Annotated in this window: 19 protein-coding genes; 7 read left to right on the top strand and 12 right to left on the bottom strand. The window is 61.0% G+C overall.

The genetic code is table 11. The features are described from left to right. The first annotated feature begins 100 nt into the window (after positions 1 to 100). The gene (gene recQ, locus PCJ49_RS01840) at positions 101 to 1,960 is read left to right on the top strand and encodes a DNA helicase RecQ (RefSeq protein ID WP_269909447.1); all 1,860 of its coding nucleotides are present in this window, start codon (positions 101 to 103) and stop codon (positions 1,958 to 1,960) included. Between the two features lie 71 nt (positions 1,961 to 2,031). On the opposite strand, the gene PCJ49_RS01835 is transcribed toward recQ, so the two are convergent. The 10 genes from PCJ49_RS01835 to PCJ49_RS01790 form a co-directional block, all read right to left on the bottom strand. Continuing rightward, entirely contained in the window at positions 2,032 to 3,135 is a 1,104-nt protein-coding gene (locus PCJ49_RS01835) for a DUF2336 domain-containing protein (protein WP_089287185.1), read from the bottom strand. A gap of 159 nt (positions 3,136 to 3,294) precedes the next feature. Further along, on the bottom strand, positions 3,295 to 4,038 hold the full coding sequence (locus PCJ49_RS01830) for a hypothetical protein (RefSeq protein ID WP_269909446.1): 744 nt from the start codon (positions 4,036 to 4,038) through the stop codon (positions 3,295 to 3,297). Positions 4,039 to 4,092: 54 nt separating this feature from the next. Further along, the gene (locus PCJ49_RS01825; RefSeq protein WP_269909445.1) at positions 4,093 to 5,091 is read right to left on the bottom strand and encodes a TAXI family TRAP transporter solute-binding subunit; all 999 of its coding nucleotides are present in this window, start codon (positions 5,089 to 5,091) and stop codon (positions 4,093 to 4,095) included. A 26-nt stretch (positions 5,092 to 5,117) separates the two neighbouring features. Then, entirely contained in the window at positions 5,118 to 5,825 is a 708-nt protein-coding gene (locus tag PCJ49_RS01820) for an ABC-type transport auxiliary lipoprotein family protein (protein WP_269909444.1), read from the bottom strand. After that, positions 5,822 to 6,760 carry an MlaD family protein gene (locus tag PCJ49_RS01815; protein ID WP_269909443.1) on the bottom strand — a complete coding sequence of 313 codons (939 nt, stop codon included), beginning with the start codon at positions 6,758 to 6,760 and terminating at the stop codon, positions 5,822 to 5,824. Before PCJ49_RS01815 ends, PCJ49_RS01820 begins: the two co-directional genes overlap by 4 nt. 3 nt (positions 6,761 to 6,763) lie before the next feature. Then, positions 6,764 to 7,543, bottom strand: a complete 780-nt coding sequence (locus PCJ49_RS01810) for an ABC transporter ATP-binding protein (RefSeq protein WP_269909442.1) — start codon at positions 7,541 to 7,543, stop codon at positions 6,764 to 6,766. Between the two features lies 1 nt (position 7,544). Continuing rightward, positions 7,545 to 8,717 carry an MlaE family lipid ABC transporter permease subunit gene (locus PCJ49_RS01805; RefSeq protein WP_269909441.1) on the bottom strand — a complete coding sequence of 391 codons (1,173 nt, stop codon included), beginning with the start codon at positions 8,715 to 8,717 and terminating at the stop codon, positions 7,545 to 7,547. A 95-nt stretch (positions 8,718 to 8,812) separates the two neighbouring features. Then, positions 8,813 to 9,595 carry an ABC transporter permease gene (locus PCJ49_RS01800; RefSeq protein ID WP_269909440.1) on the bottom strand — a complete coding sequence of 261 codons (783 nt, stop codon included), beginning with the start codon at positions 9,593 to 9,595 and terminating at the stop codon, positions 8,813 to 8,815. Continuing rightward, on the bottom strand, positions 9,592 to 10,347 hold the full coding sequence (locus tag PCJ49_RS01795) for an ABC transporter ATP-binding protein (protein ID WP_269909439.1): 756 nt from the start codon (positions 10,345 to 10,347) through the stop codon (positions 9,592 to 9,594). The genes PCJ49_RS01800 and PCJ49_RS01795 overlap by 4 nt, the downstream gene beginning before the upstream one ends. 8 nt (positions 10,348 to 10,355) lie before the next feature. After that, positions 10,356 to 11,363 carry an ABC transporter substrate-binding protein gene (locus PCJ49_RS01790; RefSeq protein ID WP_269909438.1) on the bottom strand — a complete coding sequence of 336 codons (1,008 nt, stop codon included), beginning with the start codon at positions 11,361 to 11,363 and terminating at the stop codon, positions 10,356 to 10,358. A gap of 84 nt (positions 11,364 to 11,447) precedes the next feature. On the opposite strand from PCJ49_RS01790, the gene PCJ49_RS01785 reads away from it, so the two are divergent. From PCJ49_RS01785 to PCJ49_RS01775, 3 genes are all read left to right on the top strand, one after another. Further along, entirely contained in the window at positions 11,448 to 11,795 is a 348-nt protein-coding gene (locus tag PCJ49_RS01785) for a hypothetical protein (protein ID WP_269909437.1), read from the top strand. After that, the gene (locus tag PCJ49_RS01780) at positions 11,792 to 12,553 is read left to right on the top strand and encodes an SDR family oxidoreductase (protein ID WP_269909436.1); all 762 of its coding nucleotides are present in this window, start codon (positions 11,792 to 11,794) and stop codon (positions 12,551 to 12,553) included. Before PCJ49_RS01785 ends, PCJ49_RS01780 begins: the two co-directional genes overlap by 4 nt. A gap of 153 nt (positions 12,554 to 12,706) precedes the next feature. Continuing rightward, positions 12,707 to 14,050, top strand: coding sequence for a glutamine synthetase family protein (locus PCJ49_RS01775; protein ID WP_269909435.1), 1,344 nt, complete (start codon positions 12,707 to 12,709; stop codon positions 14,048 to 14,050). Positions 14,051 to 14,430: 380 nt separating this feature from the next. Here PCJ49_RS01775 and PCJ49_RS01770 read toward each other — a convergent pair whose 3' ends face one another. After that, entirely contained in the window at positions 14,431 to 15,189 is a 759-nt protein-coding gene (locus tag PCJ49_RS01770; protein WP_269909434.1) for a capsular polysaccharide synthesis protein, read from the bottom strand. A 398-nt stretch (positions 15,190 to 15,587) separates the two neighbouring features. Between PCJ49_RS01770 and PCJ49_RS01765 the strand changes: the two genes are divergently transcribed. The 3 genes from PCJ49_RS01765 to prmB all read left to right on the top strand — a co-directional run bounded on the left by PCJ49_RS01765 (position 15,588) and on the right by prmB (position 18,180). Then, entirely contained in the window at positions 15,588 to 16,013 is a 426-nt protein-coding gene (locus tag PCJ49_RS01765; protein ID WP_269909433.1) for a GNAT family N-acetyltransferase, read from the top strand. A gap of 155 nt (positions 16,014 to 16,168) precedes the next feature. Further along, positions 16,169 to 17,182 carry an agmatine deiminase family protein gene (locus tag PCJ49_RS01760; protein WP_269909432.1) on the top strand — a complete coding sequence of 338 codons (1,014 nt, stop codon included), beginning with the start codon at positions 16,169 to 16,171 and terminating at the stop codon, positions 17,180 to 17,182. Between the two features lie 56 nt (positions 17,183 to 17,238). Next, entirely contained in the window at positions 17,239 to 18,180 is a 942-nt protein-coding gene (prmB, locus tag PCJ49_RS01755; RefSeq protein ID WP_269909431.1) for a 50S ribosomal protein L3 N(5)-glutamine methyltransferase, read from the top strand. A gap of 191 nt (positions 18,181 to 18,371) precedes the next feature. Here prmB and PCJ49_RS01750 read toward each other — a convergent pair whose 3' ends face one another. Further along, a complete protein-coding gene (locus PCJ49_RS01750) occupies positions 18,372 to 19,271 on the bottom strand; it encodes a hydroxymethylglutaryl-CoA lyase (RefSeq protein ID WP_269909430.1) in 900 nt (299 codons plus the stop codon). Positions 19,272 to 19,391 lie beyond the last annotated feature (120 nt).

The raw sequence follows: 19,391 nt of genomic DNA, 5'->3' as shown, positions 1-19,391 counted from the left end.
TCACTGGACCGGGTGCCGTCCGCGTCGTAGAGAAGGGGGTGACCCCGCTAATGGGGGCGTGAAATTGCCTTGCCACAAGAGATAGCGGTTCAGCCCCGCAATGCCCGACGCCCTTCCCCCTGCCGCCGAAAGCCCGCATCTGCAGGCCGCCCAGGCCGTTCTGCGTGATGTCTGGGGCTATCCCGCCTTTCGCGGGATGCAGGCGGATATTGTGGAACATGTGGTGGCCGGCGGCGATGCGCTGGTGCTGATGCCCACGGGTGGCGGAAAGTCGCTTTGTTATCAGATCCCGGCCCTGGTGCGGCCCGGTGTGGGCATCGTGGTCTCGCCCCTGATCGCCCTGATGCGCGATCAGGTGGATGCCTTGCGTCAGCTCGGCGTGCGGGCCGCCTATCTCAACTCCACCCTGGAATGGCGGGAGGCGATGGAGGTGGAGCGGGCCTGTGAGCGGGGCGAGCTGGACCTGCTCTATGTCGCGCCGGAACGGCTGGTGACGCCGCGCTTCCTGGAACTGCTGGACCGCTCGCGTATCGCCCTGTTCGCCCTGGATGAGGCGCATTGCGTCAGCCAGTGGGGGCATGATTTCCGTCCGGAATATCTCCAGCTTTCCATCCTGCATGAACGTTTTCCCGATGTGCCACGCGTGGCGCTGACGGCAACGGCCGATGCGCAGACCCGCACCGATATCGCCGCCCGGCTGGGCTTGGCGGAAGCCCGGCTGTTCCTGGCCAGTTTCGACCGGCCCAATATCACCTATCGCATTATCGCCAAGGATCAGGAACGCCGCCAATTGGTGGATTTCCTGCGCCGCCGGCCGGAAGATGCCGGCATTGTCTATTGCCTGTCGCGCGGCAAGGTGGATGCCATCGCCCAATATCTGCGCGAACAGGGAGTGGATGCCCTGGCCTATCATGCCGGGCTTGATCCCAAGACCCGGCAGGATAATCAGGACCGCTTCATCAAAAGCGAGGGCATGGTCATGGTGGCGACCGTGGCCTTTGGCATGGGGATCGACAAGCCAAATGTGCGGTTTGTCGTGCATATGGATTTGCCGCGCTCCCTGGAAGCCTATTATCAGGAAACCGGCCGCGCCGGCCGTGACGGGCTGCCGGCAGAAGCTTTGATGCTCTATGGCTTTGCCGACGTGGTGCAACTGCGCCAGATGGTGGAGGCATCGGACAGCCCCGCCGCCTATAAGCGCACGGAACGGCAGAAGCTGGAGGCGCTGCTGGGCTTCTGCGAGACGGCGCGCTGCCGCCGCCAGACGCTGCTGACCTATTTCGGGGAGGAATATCCCAAGCCCTGCGGCAAATGCGATATTTGCTTCGAACCGGTGGAGACCTATGACGGCACCGTGGTGGCGCAGAAGGCGCTGTCGGCCGTCTATCGCACCGGGCAGCGCTTCGGGGTTGGTCATCTGGTCGATGTGCTGCGGGGAACTGCCACCGACAAGGTGCTGGAACGCGGCCATGACAAGCTGAAGACCTTCGGCTGTGGCGCCGACATGTCAAAGAATGAATGGCAGAGCGCTTTCCGCCAGCTGGTGGCGCATGGCTTTCTGTGCGCTGACCCGGAAGGCCATGGCGGGCTGATCCTGACGGATACCGCCGCCGCTGTGCTGAAGGGCCAGGAGACAGTGCGGCTGCGCCGTGACCCGGCGGCGGAAACCAAGCGGGGCGGCGGCCGTTCCAGCGGCACTGCGCCGCGTTCCCGCACCGCCCCCACCGATCTGTCACCGGCCGACGATACGCTGTGGCACGCCTTGAAGGCGCTGCGTCTGGAACTGGCGCGCGAACAGGGTGTGCCGCCCTATGTCATCTTCCACGACGCCACCTTGATGGAAATGGTGCAGGCGCGGCCGACCGACCTGGATGAGCTGGCGGAGCTGCCTGGCGTGGGTGCGCGCAAGCTGGAACGCTATGGCGAATATTTCCTGGATGTAATCACGACCTATAGCTGACGGGGTCGAACCGGCAACGCCGGCTTCCTGCCGCTGAACCCAAGGTGCGGCAGGGGCCAAGCGTTCCCGCCTCAGGCAGCCGCAGTCAGGTCGGTCAGCTTGGTCAGCAGGTAATCCACATCCTCACTGGCCAGTTCCTCGAACTGGGTGAGGATACGTTCCAGCATCCGGCGGCGATGGCGCTCCAGATCATGGTCCAGACCGTCAAAGTCGGTCTCATTGGCCACATCCAGGGCGATGCGCAGGGCTGGGTAAAGTTTGGGCGGCAGGCCGGTACGATCAAACAGGGACTTCAGCCCCAACCGCCCGGCATCATGGATCAGCAGCCTTGCATTGCTGACCGGCACCTGCCCCAGTTGGGCCACAGCCACTTCGAAGAAGGGCACATCCCCCATGCACAGCGCCCGCAGCAACAAGGACGGCGTCAGCCGGTTGTTGCGACGCAGCTGTACCACCAGCCGTTCCAGCTCCTTATCGCCGGCACCGCCCACCAGCCCATAGGTGGCCCGCTCCCGTGATTGCAGCACAATGTCGGCGGCAATATCATTGGGCAGCTCATGCTTGGCGACCAGCCGTTCCCGCAGCTGTTCCGACACCAGCGCCACCAGCCGCTCCGCCACCGTCACCGGCAGATGCGCGCGGTTGACCAGCGGTTCGGCCACAGCCTCACTGTCCGGGAAACGGTCCAGCGCACGGTTCATTGCCTGGGGAGCAACCTCAGCCCCTTCGTTTGAAAGCAGTGCTGCGACGGCCTTCTCGCTGCCACGCTCCACCAATACATCAGCGACCTGCCCGCTCACCTCCGGCCGTTTGGCCACGGCCGTCTGCTTTTCCGAGGAACCGCTGCGGATGATCTCCACCAGATCAGCATCGGTGAGGACGGTCGAGACCTCAATGAAGGGAAGCGCCACTTCCTCCACATCGCGCGCCAGCGACAGGGCGACATCACGGGGAATGGCGGCACTGCTCTTCAGGCTGTCCGCCAGGGCGGCACGCACGCGGGTGGCCACGTCGCGCGCCATCATCCGCACGATATCTTCCGCCAGCGTGCGCTCCGATTGCGACAGCTGGGCGGTGAACTGGGCGGCAACCTTGCCGGCCATCTCGGCACGGGTATTGGGTGAGGGATCGGTCAGCAGGCGCTGCACATCCTGTTGGGTCAACATCTCGGACATGGGGTGTTCGCACCCTCCCTCTCAAGGGCCACCCCCTGCCGCCAGGGCGGCATGAGGGCAAAGCCCGGATATGTTTAGATAATATTTAGTGCAGCTTGCGGCCAATTGCGACCGTCAAAAATGGGGCAATCGGGGCATGAACCGTTCAGACGCTGCAATTCAACCGGCGCGCCGGCGGGCCCGGCGGCGGGCAAGTGCCGCCTGCTCCGTTTCGGAAACCTTGGCATTAAGGTTAATGGGCCTTTCCGACAAAACCTCCAGCCGGCGATCCTCAAAGCAATCCGCGCCAACATTTTCATTTTGGAAACACGTCATGGCGGCGTCGCGTTTGGCCAGCAAGTCAATAATTTCTTCCCTATACAAATGCACCAGGGCGGTCAGCCAGCGATTGACCGGCCAGCTGGGCCGGGCATGATCAATGGTAAAACCTTCCAGCATACGGGAGACATCATCGGCGGCATACCAGCACTCCCCCGTCACCCAACGATTCGTGGTGAAGAGACGGACGGGGCTGCCCAGCTCATTGACGGCGATCCCGATCAGATGTGAGAGCGCGCCATTGCCGTCCGGATCATCCAGGTTCGGTGGTGGCGCCAGCGGGGTCACCCCTGGGGGCATCCCGAAAGGGCGCATGAAGGTGTGAAAATGACCCGCCTCCCCCATCGGCTGGCTGTTGGCCGGATGGGCATGGAAATAATATTGGGCGTGATATTCCGCGTCATAGACATCTGTGGGCGGATAATGGCGCAGATCGCCCACCGGCGATTGCGCCCCCACCAGCAGGGTCAGGACATTATCCCCGGTCTTGGCCATCACGCGCTGGCACAGCGTGACCTCTCGCGCCGCCTCCAGCCGTTCCGCCAGGGCATCATCATCCAATTGATCATAGACACTGAACGGCATGGGCGACGCCTCCTGGATCGCGGACAGGGCGGCACCGGGGTGCCGCCCCTTTGATCATGATTTGCGCTCTGGCGTCGTGGCATAGGCCTTCTCCGCTGCGCCATGCAGCGGAGCTGTGCGACCGGCATTGGCCAGATTGCCACGATCCAGCAGGCCGAAGGCCGGGTGCTGGCTTTCCAGCCCGCCATCGCCCTTTTTCAGAATATCAACCAGGGCCGTCACCGCCGCTGCATCCGCATCCGCCCGCACCACCAGGGTTGCCGCCACGCCAATGGTGGCCACATCTTCAACCTGTTCAGGATAAAGCGAGGCGGGAATCGTCGCGGTCACCAGTTCCGGATGATCCGCCAACAGCTTTTCCTGCCCTGGGGCGAATACCGGCAGCAGAACCGCACCGCATTCCGTCACCGCGCGCCGGATGGTGCCATTAGGGTGTCCCACCGCGAAGAAGGCGGCATCCAGCTGGCCATCGCATAGGGCGGCCGCAGCGTCATCGGGGGGCATGTCGCCTTCCCCATTGGCCGGCCCGCCGCCTGCCGCCCCCATCACCAGGGCCACCAGATTACGCAGTGCCGACCCGGTCGGGCCGTAATTGACGCGCTTGCCCTTCAGATCGGCCAAACCCTTGATCTGGGCTTCCGGCTTTGCCACCAGGGTCAGGGTTTCCGGATAAAGCGTGGCGACGGCCCGCAATTCCTGGAACGGGCCGGCGGGGGCAAAACGTCCCTCCCCCTTGAACGCCATCCGCTGCCAGTCCGATTGCACCAGGGCCGCATCAGCCTCCCCGGAACGCAGGGCATTCAGATTATAGACCGGGCCGTCCGTCGCCTCGACCAGACAATGGCGCCCATGCTGCCCCTTGGTCTGGTTCATCACCCGGCAGAGTGTGCCGGCCACCGGATAATAAAGCCCGGTGACGGCACCGGTTGCCACAATGAAAGGTTTTGCGGGTGAAAGGTTCGGCTTATCCTGGGCGGTAGCCCCTGAGACACCAGCCAGCAGAAACGAGAGGACAGCAAAGCTAGCGAATGATAACCTGTGGGAAGACGCCACTCTTTCTTTTCCCTGACGAAAACGGGTCACCTCCGCATGTCGGCCGAGCCGGGCAGCGGGTCTATCTCCACATTGGTATTTCCCTGCTGCAATGTCCACTCCACAATACGGCGTAGGACAGCCCCTGTCGCCTCGTCAAAGGCAGCGATCACATGGTTCAGCGCCGGGCTGCTGGCGCGGACCTGGGCCTCGAACGTCTCCCCGGCGACAATGTTCCGCCGGGGCATCCGCACCAGCTTGGCATTGACGCGCACACGGGCCTCCGGTGCCGTCGTGGTCGGATCAGCACCGGCATAGACGGCCTGGAAGTCGCGCAGATCGGTCTTCAGCACGAAATCGGCACGCAGGCCCGAACGCTCCACCCCCACCGCGACGATGCGGCGGCTATTCTCAAAGCTCTCCACCAGCAGGGTCTGGAGCATGTCAGGCCCGGTATCCGCCCAATTGGCCTCGGCAAAATAGGTGATGCGGTTGGCCGTCTCCCCCAGCGCAATACGCGGGGTATCGATGGCGCTGTTGGCCAGCGGGGTCTCCACCAGCAACTGCCAGGGCACGCGCGGCAGGCCGGCGACAAAATCGCGCGCCGGCGTCAGCAGATAGAGCCGGGGCGGACGCCCGCCATTTAGCAGGCGGACGGGCGAGCAACCGGCCAACGGCGCCAGCAGCGCCAGCCCCAGCAGGGCACGCCGGTTCGGGCGGGAAACAGGCTGCATGGCGGCTTTCTGGCGGGTCATTCCGTCTTCACTCCCGAATTGCCGCCAAACAGCAGATCGGCGGGGTCGCGTTCCAGCCGGCGGGTAACACGGCTGAGATTGGCGGTCAGGTCCTGCAAATGGATCAGCAACTGGCTGAGATCATAAAGGCCGGTCGAGGTGAAATCGCGGATCGGCTCCCGATTTTCCTCAATCATGCCGGCAAGAGAGGCCGATAAACGATTGATTTCCTTGGTCGTCTGCGCAAGCTGTGCGGTGATGACGCCGGTATCCTTGCCCACCTTGCCCACCGTGTCATTGGCGGTCACCAGCAGGGTTTCCGCCTGCCGGCTCAAGGTCTCCGCCTGACGGCGCAGATCGACGATCAGCAGGTTGGCATTGCGGATCGATTCATTGGCATGGCCGGAGGCGGTGGCCAGATTGGCCAGCGTCGTGCCGATGGCCTTCTGATTATCCTCATTCAACAGGGCCGACAGGCGGGCGGAAATGGTGATCAGATGTTCCAGCACCTCCGGCGCGCGCGACAGCACGGCGGCAATCGAGCTGGGGCGGGAGGGGATGACGGGAATGCCAGAGACCTTTTCCTTCAGCAGCGGCGCCTCCCGGCTGCCGCCGGCGATTTCCACATAGACACCGCCAGTGACACCCACCGGTTCCAGCGAGGCGATGGCATCGGTCTTGATGGGCGTATCGGATGGCACCTCCACCGTCACCCGCACCTGCTCCACATTCTCAGGATTGATGCGGATATCGGTGACGGTGCCGACATTGACGCCGCGATAACGCACAGGCCCGCCCTGGACCAGCCCCGTCACAGTGCCGGACACCATGATGTAATAGGGCTGGTAGTCCTTGCTGAACTGCACCTTGGCCAGCCAGATGACAAACACCATCGCAGCGGCAGCCAAAGCCAGGACAAAGGCGCCGACGGCCGTGTAATTGGCGCGTGTTTCCATGCCCTATCCCCTTGCGGCACCGGCCGCGCGCCCGCGCGGCCCATGAAAATAATCGTGAATCCAGGGATGATCCTGTTTCAACAGGTCATCAATCGTGCCTACCACCACCTTCTTGTCCACCAGTACGGCGATGCGGTCACAGATGGCATAAAGACTGTCCAGATCGTGGGTGACCATCACCACGGTCAGGCCCAGGCTCTTTTGCAGATTGCCGATCAACTCATCAAAGGCGTTGGCGCCAATCGGGTCCAGCCCAGCGGTCGGTTCATCCAGGAACAGGATTTCCGGGTCCATGGCCAGGGCGCGGGCCAGTCCGGCCCGCTTGCGCATCCCGCCGGATAGTTGCGAGGGGTATTTATTCCCCGCCTCCGGCCCCAGCCCGACCATGGCGACCTTGACGCGGGCAATCTCCTCAATCAGGTCACGGGGAAGGCTGGTATGTTCCTTTAGCGGCACCTGGATATTCTCCAGCACCGTCAAAGAGCTGAACAGCGCCCCATCCTGGAACAACATGCCCCAGCGCGCCTGCAGGGCGATGCGCTCCCGCTCAGAAAGCTGGCGTGTATCCCGGCCCAGAACCTCAATCCGGCCTTCCGTCGGCTCCATCAACCCGACAATCTCCCGCAGCAGCACGGATTTGCCGGTGCCGGAGCCGCCGACCAGCCCCATCACCTCCCCCTTGGCGACACTGAAATCCACGCCATCATGCACCAGCTGCTGCCCGAACCGGGTGCGCAGGCCGCTGACGCGGATCACCGGATGATCTTCCCTGCCGGCAATCATCTCAAATCCCGAGATAGGAGAAGAGGATGGAGAAGATGGCATCCAGCACGATCACCAGGAAAATGGAGACGACAACGGATCTGGTGGTCAGCAGACCAACACTTTCGGCACTGCCGGTCACCCGCAGCCCTTCGTAACAGCCGACCAGGGCGATCACCACCGCAAAGACCGGTGCCTTGATCAGCCCCACGAACAGGGTCTGGGCGCTGACGGCGATCTGCAATTGCCGGGTGAACTGCACGAAATTGATGTCGAGATAGGCATAGGCCATCACCGCACCCCCCGCCAGCGCCACCACATTGGCGAAGAAGGCGACCAGCGGCAGCGCCACCAGCAGGGCCAACATGCGCGGCAGAACCAGCAGTTCCATCGGGTCCAGGCCAAGGGTGCGCATGGCATCCACCTCCTGGTTCACCTTCATGGTGCCGATCTGCGCCGTGAAGGCCGAGCCGGAGCGGCCGGCCACGATGATGGAGGTCATCAGAATGCCGATTTCCCGCAACACGCCAATGCCCAGCAGGTTCACCACATATATTTCGGCCCCGAAACGACGGAGCTGATCCGCCCCCTGATAGGCCAGCACAACGCCGATCAGGAAGGAAAGCAGGCCGACAATGGGCAACGCATTCAGCCCCACCTGTTCCAGATGAAAAGCGAACGGCTTCCAGCGGAACCGGCCGGGCGCCCGCAGCAGCCGCAGGAAGGTAACCGTCACCAGCCCGAGAAAATTCAGCATGGCCAGGGCGTCTTGCCCCACGGCGACCGTTGCGCGGCCGATACGATCCACAAAGGGAAAGCGCGGCCCCGCTGGCGTCGGCATCCGGGTCGCTATACCCTGGCTGGCGCGCTGCACCTCCCGCAGCAATTCACACAGGTCCGCGCGGGCACCCACCACGACGACCTGATGGCCCTGGTTGCGCAGCCGGCGCAGCAACCGGTCGATGACCAGGGCACCGGCCGTATCCAGTGCCGTCAGGCCGGACAGGTCCAGGCAAACGGAGGCCCCCTGCCGGTCTGGCGCCTTGGCCCGCAGCTGTGTCTCCAGCACCTGGGCGGAGGCAATATCCCAGCGCCCGGCGGCGGTCAGGATGAATTGCCCCTCCGCCCAGGCCGATGTGATGGTTCCCCTTTGCACGTACCCTTCCCGTCGCCGCGTGCTGCCACGCGGCATCATCTGATCCTCCGCGCACTTGACATCACAAGGTCACAAGGGTCAACAGCCAGCACCCACCCGAGCGGCCCCAGCAGGGTGAAAATGTCAAGAATGCACTATTGCCGGCCCAACTCACTCTCATGCCAGCGGCGCAGCAAGCGGTTCTGGATGAAGGAGAGACCGGCGAAAATGGCAATGCCCAGGGCAGAGAGCAGGAGCAGGGCGGCGAACAGGCGGGGCATGTTCAGCCGGTTGCCGGATTCGATGATCCGCCAGGCCAGCCCGGACGCGGTGCCGGAACCGGCAACGAATTCCGCCACCACCGCGCCGATCAGGGCCAGACCGCCGGAGATTTTCATGCCCCCCAGCAGATAGGGCAAGGCCGACGGTAATTGCAGCCGCCATAATGTCTGCCAGCGGCTGGCCCCGTAGAGCCGGAACAAATCCCGCAGGTTCGGGTCCACCGCCGACAGGCCGAGCGTGGTGTTGGACAGGATGGGGAAGAAGGCAACGATCCAGGCCAGGATCAACAGGGCCAGATTGACCCGCTCATATCCCACCCAGATCACCACCAGCGGGGCGATCGCCACAATGGGGGTGACCTGCAAGGCCACCACATAGGGGTAAAGCGCCGCCGCCGCCAGCCGCGACTGGCTGAACAGCAGGGCCAGCGCCACCCCGGTGACCAGGGCCAGCAGAAAGGCCTGCAAGGTGATGCTGAGCGTCAGCCAGGAGGAGGTGAGCAGCAGCGGCCCATCCCGCCACAGCGCGGCCAGAACGGCACTGGGCGGCGGCAGCACGAAGGCGGGAATGGCAAAGGCCCCCACGGCCCATTCCCACCCCGCCAGCACCAGCAACCCAACCAGCGGCGGCAACAGCAGGCGTACCATGCCCTTCATGGCGCCGCCCCCATCGCCTGATGCAGCAAGGTCGATACGGTTCGGCAATGATCATTATATGCCGTGCCGGTGCGGGTGGCATAATCGCGCTGCGACGGGAGTTCCACCGGCAGTTCCGCCACAATCCGCCCCGGCCGGGGCCGCATCACCGCGATGCGGGTGGAGAGATAGACGCTCTCAAAGACGCTGTGGGTGACGAAGATGGCAGTGAAGCCATCACGCCGCCAGAGTGATAACAAATCATCATTCAGTTTCAGCCGGGTGATTTCATCCAGGGCGGCGAATGGCTCATCCAGCAGCAGCAGGGCCGGGCGCGTCACCAAGGCGCGGGCCAGGGAGACGCGCATCTTCATCCCTCCTGACAGCTCTCTTGGATAAGATTTTGAAAAATCTCGCAATCCAACTTTTTCAAGTTCCGCCATCGCCCGATCCGTCGCCGCCACCCTGGGCACGCCGGCAATCTCCAGCGGGAGGCGGACATTATCGATAACGCGGGCCCAGGGCATCAGGGTCGGTTCCTGAAAGACAAAGCCGATATCGCCCCGGGCAATCGGGCTCTGCCATTGCAGTTGGCCACCGCTTGGCGTCAGCAAGCCGGCGATCAGCCGCAACAGGGTGCTTTTTCCGCAGCCGCTGGGCCCCAGCAGGGAGAGAAACTCCCCCCGGTTCAGCGTCAGATCAACACCGTCCAGGGCCAGCGTACCCTTGCCATAAGCGAGGCTGAGCCCTGCGACGGTCAACAGGGGAGACATGGGCACGCTCACGGCTTCAACGCCAAGCCCTGGCCCTTATCAACAAAGCGCAAATCCACCCCCTGCTGCCAATCCAGATTCTGAGGATAAATCCCCAAATCCTTCATTTCTTTTGTAAATGCCTGCCAACGCTCCGCACTCATATAGCCGACACCCTGGGTGGCGGCATCACCGCCGGTGACCAGCCCGTACTCAATGATCTTCTGGCGCGCATTGGCCAGCGTGGCATCGTCAATATCGGGATTCTGCTTTTTGATCAGGGCATAGGCCGCCGCAGGATCACGCGTCAGAAAATGGTACCAGCCCTCAATGCTGGCCTCCACAAAGGCCTTCACCACCGCCTCCCGCTTGGCCAGCACATCCTTGCGCACCATGATCATCGCGGAATAGGAGGCAAAGCCGTTATCTGCCAGCAGGAAGACCTGCGGCTTCACCCCCGCCTTCTCTGCCGTGAAGGGTTCCGATGTCACATAGCCCTGTTGAATGGCTGATTTATCAACAAGAAAGGGTGCAATATTAAAGCTGTACTTTCGAATTTGGCTGTCGCTGTAGCCATAGCGGGAAGCCAGCCAGCGCCACATGGTATTGACGGAGGGATCGCCGATATGGATCGGCTTGCCCTTCATGTCGACCAGACTGGTCACATCACTGCGCGGATGCGACATCAGGATCGTCGGGTCTTTCTGGAACAAGGCGGCGACCGTGACCACCGGGGCACCGACATCAATCAGATTCAAGGTGAAGAATCCACTGGAACCCATTGCCCCATCAATGGAACCTGCTGCTAGAAGCTTCTGCGGGTCCATGCCGGTGCCACCGGGGCGGATTTCTACTTCCAACCCGCGCTTGGCATAAAGCCCTTCCGCCAGCGCCTGATAGAAACCGCCCTGTTCGGCCTGGGCCACCCAATCCGTCATGAAAACGAACTTCTCCGCCGCCCCTGCCGGCAAGCTGGTCAGCGCGGCCAGGGCGCAAAGCGAAAGCAGGCGGGCGATGGATTTGGCAGGCTGGCGCATCTTCTCTTGTTCCTCTGGCGGTCGCGGCCTGATAGTAGCGCTGTAGCGCCAATTGTCGAGCGGCCCCGCCGCCTGTCGGTTTCCATGAACAACGAAAATCTTCGTATTCTCATCAAGCAGGTGGCGGTGGAACTGCCATTGGGGGTGCCCCCTGTGGCAACACCCTGCCTGTTCAGCCTGACGCTGGAAACGGATATTGCCGGCCCTTTTCTGGGCGATACGGATGACCTGCATATCACCATCGATTACAGCCGGATCGTGCGTCATATCCTGCAGGTGTTGCCCGGCCAGGGGCCCTTTGCCGATGCGGCCACTGTCGCCGAGGCGGTGCTGGCCTATGTAGAGACGTTTGATGACCGGATTACCGGCCAGCATCTGCGGATGCAGGCCGGCCATTTGGAACTGGAACGGAATTGGCGACGCGGCACATGATGGAACAGACCCTGCTGATCACTGGCGGCGCCCGCCGGTTGGGTGCTGCCCTGGCGCTGGCCTGTGGCCGGGCCGGGTACAATATCATCATCCACCACCGCGATGCCGGCGGGGCCGATGCCGCCGCCGCCATCCTGGAAGAGATCCGTGGGGCCGGGGCCAAGGCCGCCGCCATCACCGCCGACCTGACCGAACCGGCAGCGATAGAGGATATGGTAGCCCGTGCCGCCACCGCCATCGGCCAACCCATTACCGGCCTCATAAACAGCGCTGCCCCCTTTGATTGGGACGATATCGAAACGATCACGGCGGAACGGATGCTGGCGCATTATCTGCCCATCGCCGTTGCCCCCGCCCTGCTCTGCCGCCAGCTGCTGGCCCAACTGCCGGCGGGGGTGACAGGAACGGTGATCAATATTCTGGACCAGAAGCTGGCAGCACCCCATGGCGACCATCTCAGTTACAGCATGGCCAAATACGCGTTGATGGGTTTGGGGGAGATGCTGGCCCGCGCCGCCGCCCCCCGGCTGCGCGTCAATGCCATCGCGCCCGGCTATACATTGCCAGCGCCTGGCCAGGATGTGGCGGATTTCCAGCGCCTGCATCATCGCACCCCGCTGGGCCGCGGGCCGGAAGCGGGTGATATCACTGACGCTGCCCTTTATCTGTTGCACAGCCCGGCCGTGACGGGCCAGACGCTGTATGTCGATGCCGGGATGCGGTTCAGCCCGCTAGCGCGGGATATCAGCTTTTACTGAGTCGTTTTTCCCCGCTTGCCGGCCCCCCGCTTCATCTGCCTATACTGCTATGGTTGCAACAACGCGGAGGGCTGCGGGCGTCGTACCATTCCCCGGATCCGGTCATCTTCACCCATGACCGCCTTCGCTGGGCCGCCAACCCGCGGCGTAAGCATGAGCACATTAGAAGAATTCATCCGTTCGCGGCATATCACCGAGGTTGAATGCCTGGTGCCCGATCTGGCCGGCATTGCCCGTGGCAAGATCGTGCCGGCTGACAAGTTCCTGCGCATCATGCGGGATCGTGGCCTGCGGCTGCCGGAATCGATCTTCATCCAGACCGTCACCGGTGAATATCCGGAAGACGAGGATGTCACGTCAGTGGAAAACTGGGACGTCTACATGACGCCCGATCCCCAGACGGTGCGGATGGTTCCCTGGTACAATGAACCCACCGCGCAGGTGATCTGCGATTGTTTTTATGCCGACGGTTCCAGCGTCGACATCTCCCCCCGCTCGGTGCTGAAGCGTGTGCTGAAGCTGTATGAGGATCGGGGCTGGCGGCCCATCGTGGCGCCGGAACTGGAGTTCTTCCTGGTCGCTGTCAATAAAGATCCGGATTATCCGCTGGTGCCGCCCGTCGGCCGATCAGGCCGGCAGGAAAGCGGGCGTCAGGCCTATGGCATCGACGCCGTCAATGAATTCGATCCGATCTTCGAGGATGTCTACGATTTCTGCGCCAAGCAGGAAATCGACGTGGACACGATGAGCCACGAGGCCGGTGCCGCCCAGATTGAGATCAATTTCAATCATGGCGACGCGCTGGAACTGGCCGATCAGGTCTTCCTGTTCAAGCGCACCGTACGCGAAGCGGCGATCCGGCATCAGGTCTATGCCACCTTCATGGCCAAGCCGATGCAGAATGAGCCGGGCAGCGCCATGCATGTTCACCAGTCGCTGGTCGATATCGCCACCGGGCAGAACCTGTTCTCCACGCCCGAGGGGGACGATACCCCCCTGTTCATGAGCTTCATCGCCGGGCTGCAGAAATATCTGCCTTATGCCATGCCGCTGCTGGCGCCGAACGTGAATTCCTATCGCCGGCTGGTGCAGGGATCGGACGCGCCCATCAATGTGCATTGGGGCCGCGATAACCGCACCACCGGCTTCCGCGTGCCCGTCAGCCCGCCGGAGGCACGGCGGGTGGAAAACCGCGTCGCCGGGGCCGATGCCAACCCCTATCTCGCGCTTGCTGCCTCGCTGGCCTGTGGCTATCTGGGCATCAGCCAGGGGCTGGAACCGAGTGACCCGGTCAAGGGATCGGCCCATCGGCTTGCCTTCTCCCTACCCCGTCATCAGGCCGATGCCCTGACCAAGTTCAACGCCTGCAAGCCGTTGAAAGAAGTGCTGGGTGAACGGTTTGTGGCCGCCGTCGGCTATGTGAAGCAGGCGGAATATGATGCCTATCAGCGGGTGATCAGTTCCTGGGAACGGGAAAACCTGTTGCTGAATGTCTGATCTGGTGGGGGCGGCCGGCGCCGGCCGCCCCCGTTACAATTTCATGACGCAAGCCATGCGCGGCGCGCAGCCTTGCCCCGGCGGTGCCCCCGGCTGGCAGAATCGACAAAAAGCAATTATATTTCCGCCATCGTCAACAGCGATGGGGATCCATCATGCGGTACTTCTTCTTTCTTCCTATGCTGCGGCTCGGCGCTTTTTCACCGTTCGCCGCTCACGTTGTGAAGACCCCGGCCAATCGCCGCGATTGAGGCGACAGGGCCTGCTTCTTTTAACAGTTCCCATTTTTCAGTCTGCATAGCCGTCAGCATTGGAAGCGATTGATCCAAGAATGACTGCTTTGTTCGAACGGGCCAAAGCACAAAACTTTGGCCCGTTTTTTATTTAAGGTGCTCGATTTTTCCATGTCCGAATTTACAAAGATATGAAAACAATGATCCTTCTTCTGGTACAATATCAAATTTATGCGTCAACTTAAAAACAGGGGCCGGTGGATTCATTAATAGACGATCAATATCAGCCGGGGGTGGAGAAATAAGATCCGCACTATATGGGCCAAAATGAAAAGGATGAACGGCTGAAATCTTTGGAACATTGTCCCAATGTATTTTAAAAATTCTATCCTCTTGATAATTTTGAGCAAATAAATTATGGACCCAAAAATAATGATCACGCGAATGTCGATTAGACCAATATGAGATTGCAGATTCACGCCATTTATTAATAATATAAGATTCTTTCTTCCCGGCAAGAAACCAAGTCGACAGCATTCGATCGGGGGCCGGTTTGGAAAAGGCGAAAAATCCGCCTGGGCCTGCTTCATCGAGCCAATCATCTAAAGGCAATGCACACATAGCAGTAGCATCAACCCAGACGCCACCATGATGGCGTAAAAGCTCAAGCCTTATCTGATCGCTCAATGCTTCTCTTTCTTTCGGTGTAGAGAGGATTTGATCAACCACATCGGTTGGCAGAAAAATATTCAAATTTTGTAAATCAATACTGTGTACTTTCCAACATGGATTCTTGATCACCCAACTTGCGCGGCAGGATTGAGCAATTTCTGGCGCGACATCCCAACCTTGAAGCCACAAAATATAAATAAATTTAGGAAATTTGCCATCATGTAAATTTTTCATTTTTTCCTCTTATGTCAGCAGTAGATTGATGCATAAAGAATTGATTTCGTCAATTAAATTCGATATTTAACCTCATATTTTCCTTATCATTTGCTTATCAATGATACGGCATCCAATCAATGCCAATGCGTTACATTGGGATATGACAATATCTTTATGAAAAGATATTATATAACCTATAATGAAAATCAATATAAATTTATCTTCATAATAATTTTTAGTATGATAAATTACACAACTTAATTGATCATTGCAGCAGAATACGACACACAAAAAACATACGCTGTTATTCCGATGCGCCGGATTTCGTTTTCACCATTTTGGTATGGTTGCCAGAAATACACCCAGGCTACTACCCTCACAAGAGCTTTTATGTTGCTGAGGATGTTGAGCTGAGCATGGTTGAGATTAGAAGAGCGACTATCGAGGATGCCAATGGAATCGTCTGCCTGCTGGAACAACTGGGTTACCGGCTGGATGAGACGCAGGTTGCGTCGCGGATCACACAGCTGGAAAGCACCGGCACCGATCCCATCCTGGTGGCGGTGAGCGAGGGCCGGTATCTTGGCGTTATTGCACTCAACTGGGTGCTGATGCTCCATGCACCCACCTTGATTGCCCGCATCACGACCCTGGTGGTGCATGAACAGGCGCGCGGCCTTGGTGTCGGGCGCAAGCTGGTGGATGCCGCGGCCGCATTGGCCCGCGCTGCGGGCTGCGACACGCTGGAGGTCACCACAGCCCTGCGCCGTGCCGATGCCCAAGCCTTTTACAAGTCCCTCGGTTTCACCCATTCATCGGCTCGCCTGCATATGCCAATGTGACGTTACCAACTGGGTTCTGCCGATCCGACGCCATTCCGATATGCGGAAATCCATTTTCATCATGTCGGCATGGTTGTCAGAAACACGCCCCGACGATTACCTTCGCCGGGGCGCTTTCTTTTGCCCGAGATAACAGCCGTGAGGATGCCCAGGTCATGACCACCCCTGTCGCAGATGGATTCCACATGCCGGCCGAATGGGCCCCGCATGTACGCTGCTGGATGGCCTGGCCCGTCCGGGCAGAGACCTTCCCCAATGGGCTGGATGCTGCCCGCACCGCCTATGCCGCCGTGGCCCAGGCTATCGCCCAGTTCGAACCGGTCACCATGCTCTGCCCCGATGGCGCCCTGGCAGAGGTGAGCCTGGCCTGCAGCAAGGGCGTGAATGTGCTGCCCATGCCGACCAGCGACAGCTGGGTGCGCGATAACGGCCCCAGCTTTGTCATCAATGGCAAGGGCGACGTGGCCGGGGTGCATTGGGGCTTCAACGCCTGGGGCCGCAACTATGATGATTTCCAGGCCGACACAGAGGTCGGCCGTATGATCCTGGAACAGCAGGGGCTGAAGCGCTATGGTGCGCCCCTGGTGATGGAAGGCGGCTCCTTCCATGTTGACGGCGAGGGCACGCTGCTGACCACGGAGGAATGCCTGCTGAACCCCAACCGCAACCCAAACCTCTCCCGCCAGGAGATTGAGGGGCATCTGCGTGACCATCTGGGTGTCAAGCAATTCATCTGGCTGGCCCGGGGGTACGAACAGGATGAGACCGACGGCCATATTGACGAGATCGCCTGTTTTGTGAAGCCGGGCGTGGTGCTGACCATGGTGACGGATGATACGTCCGATCCCAATTATCCGGTCTTCCAGGATAATCTGGCCCGCCTGTCCGCCGCGCGCGATGCGGCGGGGCGGGCGTTGGAAATCGTCACCTTGCGCACCCCCGCCCGGCGGGAGCAGAATGGCGTCCGCCTCACCCTCTCCTACACCAATTTCTACATGGCCAATGGCGGCATCGTGATGCCCTTCTTCGAAGACCCGATGGATGAGGAAGCGTTGCGCACCTTCCGCAAGCTGTTCCCCGACCGCAAGGTCGTGCCGGTGCCGGCCCTGGACATCGTGCGCGGCGGCGGTGGCATCCATTGCATCACCCAGCAGCAGCCTGCCGGCTGATCGGCTATATCCTTCTTCCAACCACATTTTACCAAACCAGCCCTGGAGCCTTGTTCATGAGCGACCTGAACCTGCCCGCCATTGACAGCGTGGCGGCGGAATTGATCAGCGTGCGCGATTTCATCCGCTATGCCGTCAGCCGGTTCAACCGGGCGGGGCTGGTGCATGGCCATGGTGCCTTCACCGCCTATGACGAAGCCGTCTTCATGGTGCTGGAGACGCTGAAACTACCGGTGGACCAGTTGGAGCCCTATCTGGAGGCCCGCCTGCTGCCGTCGGAACGCCAGGCCCTGGCCAGCATCATCCATGAACGGGTCACCAGCCGGAAGCCCGCCGCCTATCTGACCAAGCGCACCTATATCCAGGGCGTGCCGTTCCATGTCGATGAACGGGTGATCGTGCCGCGTTCCTTCATCGGCGAATTGCTGTTCGGGGAGATGTTTGGCGGTGAGCAGGATTTCACCCTGGTCGATGATGTGATGGATGTGGAACGGGTGTTGGACCTCTGCACCGGGTCCGGCTGTCTGGCCATTCTGGCCGCCAAGATTTTCCCGGAAGCCAAGGTCGATGCGGTCGATCTGTCGCCCGACGCGCTGGAGGTGGCGAAGATCAATGTCGCCGATCATGCTTTGGAAGACCGGGTGAAGCTGTATCAGGGTGACCTGTTCAAGCCGCTGAAGGGCAAGAAATACGACCTGATCATCAGCAACCCGCCCTATGTCGATGCAGAGGCCATGGCAAACCTGCCCGAAGAATATCAGGCGGAACCGCGCATGGCCCTGGTGGGTGGCGGTGATGACGGGATGGATATTGTCCACCGCATCCTGAAGGAAGCACCGAAATACCTGAACGAAGGCGGCGGGCTGCTGGTGGAAGTTGGCACTGGCCGTGCGGCCCTGGAAGAGGCCTATCCGGACGCCGAATTCCTCTGGCTTGAAACCGAACTGTCTTTTGGCGAAGTATTCTGGATCACCAAGGAACAGTTGGAAGATTTGTAATTATACCAGCGGCATGAAATCATGACCGATGGGCATGCTTTTATGCCCCTCAATCGCCGGCGCCAGCCTCCGCTGGCTTGGCTACGCCGCTACCGAGCGGCGCGGCGGCAGTCGCAGCATTACCAACGGTCATGAATGATGACCGTTGGTATCAGATCTGGGGGCGGACTGTCAGTCCGCCCCCTTCCCTTCTACCCGGCCAGTTTGGCCAGCCGTGCCCGGCCGGCCTTGCTGCCATTGGGGCGGCCCAGTTCCCGGCTGATCCAGTCACCGATCCGTGCAACCTCATCCAAATCAACGCCGGTGGACAGGCCCAGCCCTTCAAACAGGTACAACAGTTCCTCTGTCGCCACATTGCCGGAAGCACCCTTGGCATAGGGGCAGCCGCCCAGGCCTGCTACGGCGCTGTCCATGACCGTCACGCCCTGATCCAGACAGGCCAGGATATTGGCCACCGCCTGGCCATAGGTATCGTGGAAATGCAGGGCCAGCCGATCCACCGGCACATCTTGTACCACCCGCCGCAACATGGCGGCAGCCTTGGCTGGGGTGCCAACGCCAATCGTGTCCCCCAGGCTGATCTCGTAACAGCCCATCGCCGCCAAAGACGCCGCCATGAAGGCCACCCGCGCCGGATCGATTTCCCCCTCATAGGGACAGCCGAGCACGCAGGACACATAGCCCCGCACCCGTAGCCCCGCATCCAGTGCCTGCGCCACCACGGGGCGGAAACGATCCAGGCTTTCGGCCATGCTGCAATTGATATTGCGCTGACTGAAACCTTCCGACGCGGCACCGAATACGGCGATTTCCGCCACACCGGCCGCCATTGCCGCTTCCAGCCCCTTCAGGTTAGGCACCAGGACGGGATAGGCAACGCCGGGAACGGCTGACAGACCGGCCAGTACGGCCGCGCTGTCGGCCATCTGCGGCACCCATTTGGGGGAAACGAAGGCCCCCGCCTCCACATGGGTCAGGCCGGTGCGGGCCAGACGATCCACCAGAGCGATCTTCACGTCCAGCGGGACGATATCGGGTTCATTCTGCAGCCCGTCGCGCGGGCCGACCTCCACAATGCGGATGGCGGGCATGGTTCCTCCTTGTTTTTATGAAAAACAGAGATAGGTAAGTATCCCTGCCACACACAAGAAAAACCTGCCCGCGAAAGCGGATCGCGTAAAAGCGCAATCGCTTTGGAGCGTGAATCCGCT

Origin of the sequence: Niveispirillum sp. BGYR6, from assembly GCF_027568365.1 — a bacterium.
GTDB lineage: Bacteria > Pseudomonadota > Alphaproteobacteria > Azospirillales > Azospirillaceae > Niveispirillum.
This window is presented reverse-complemented; position numbering and strand designations above follow the sequence as displayed.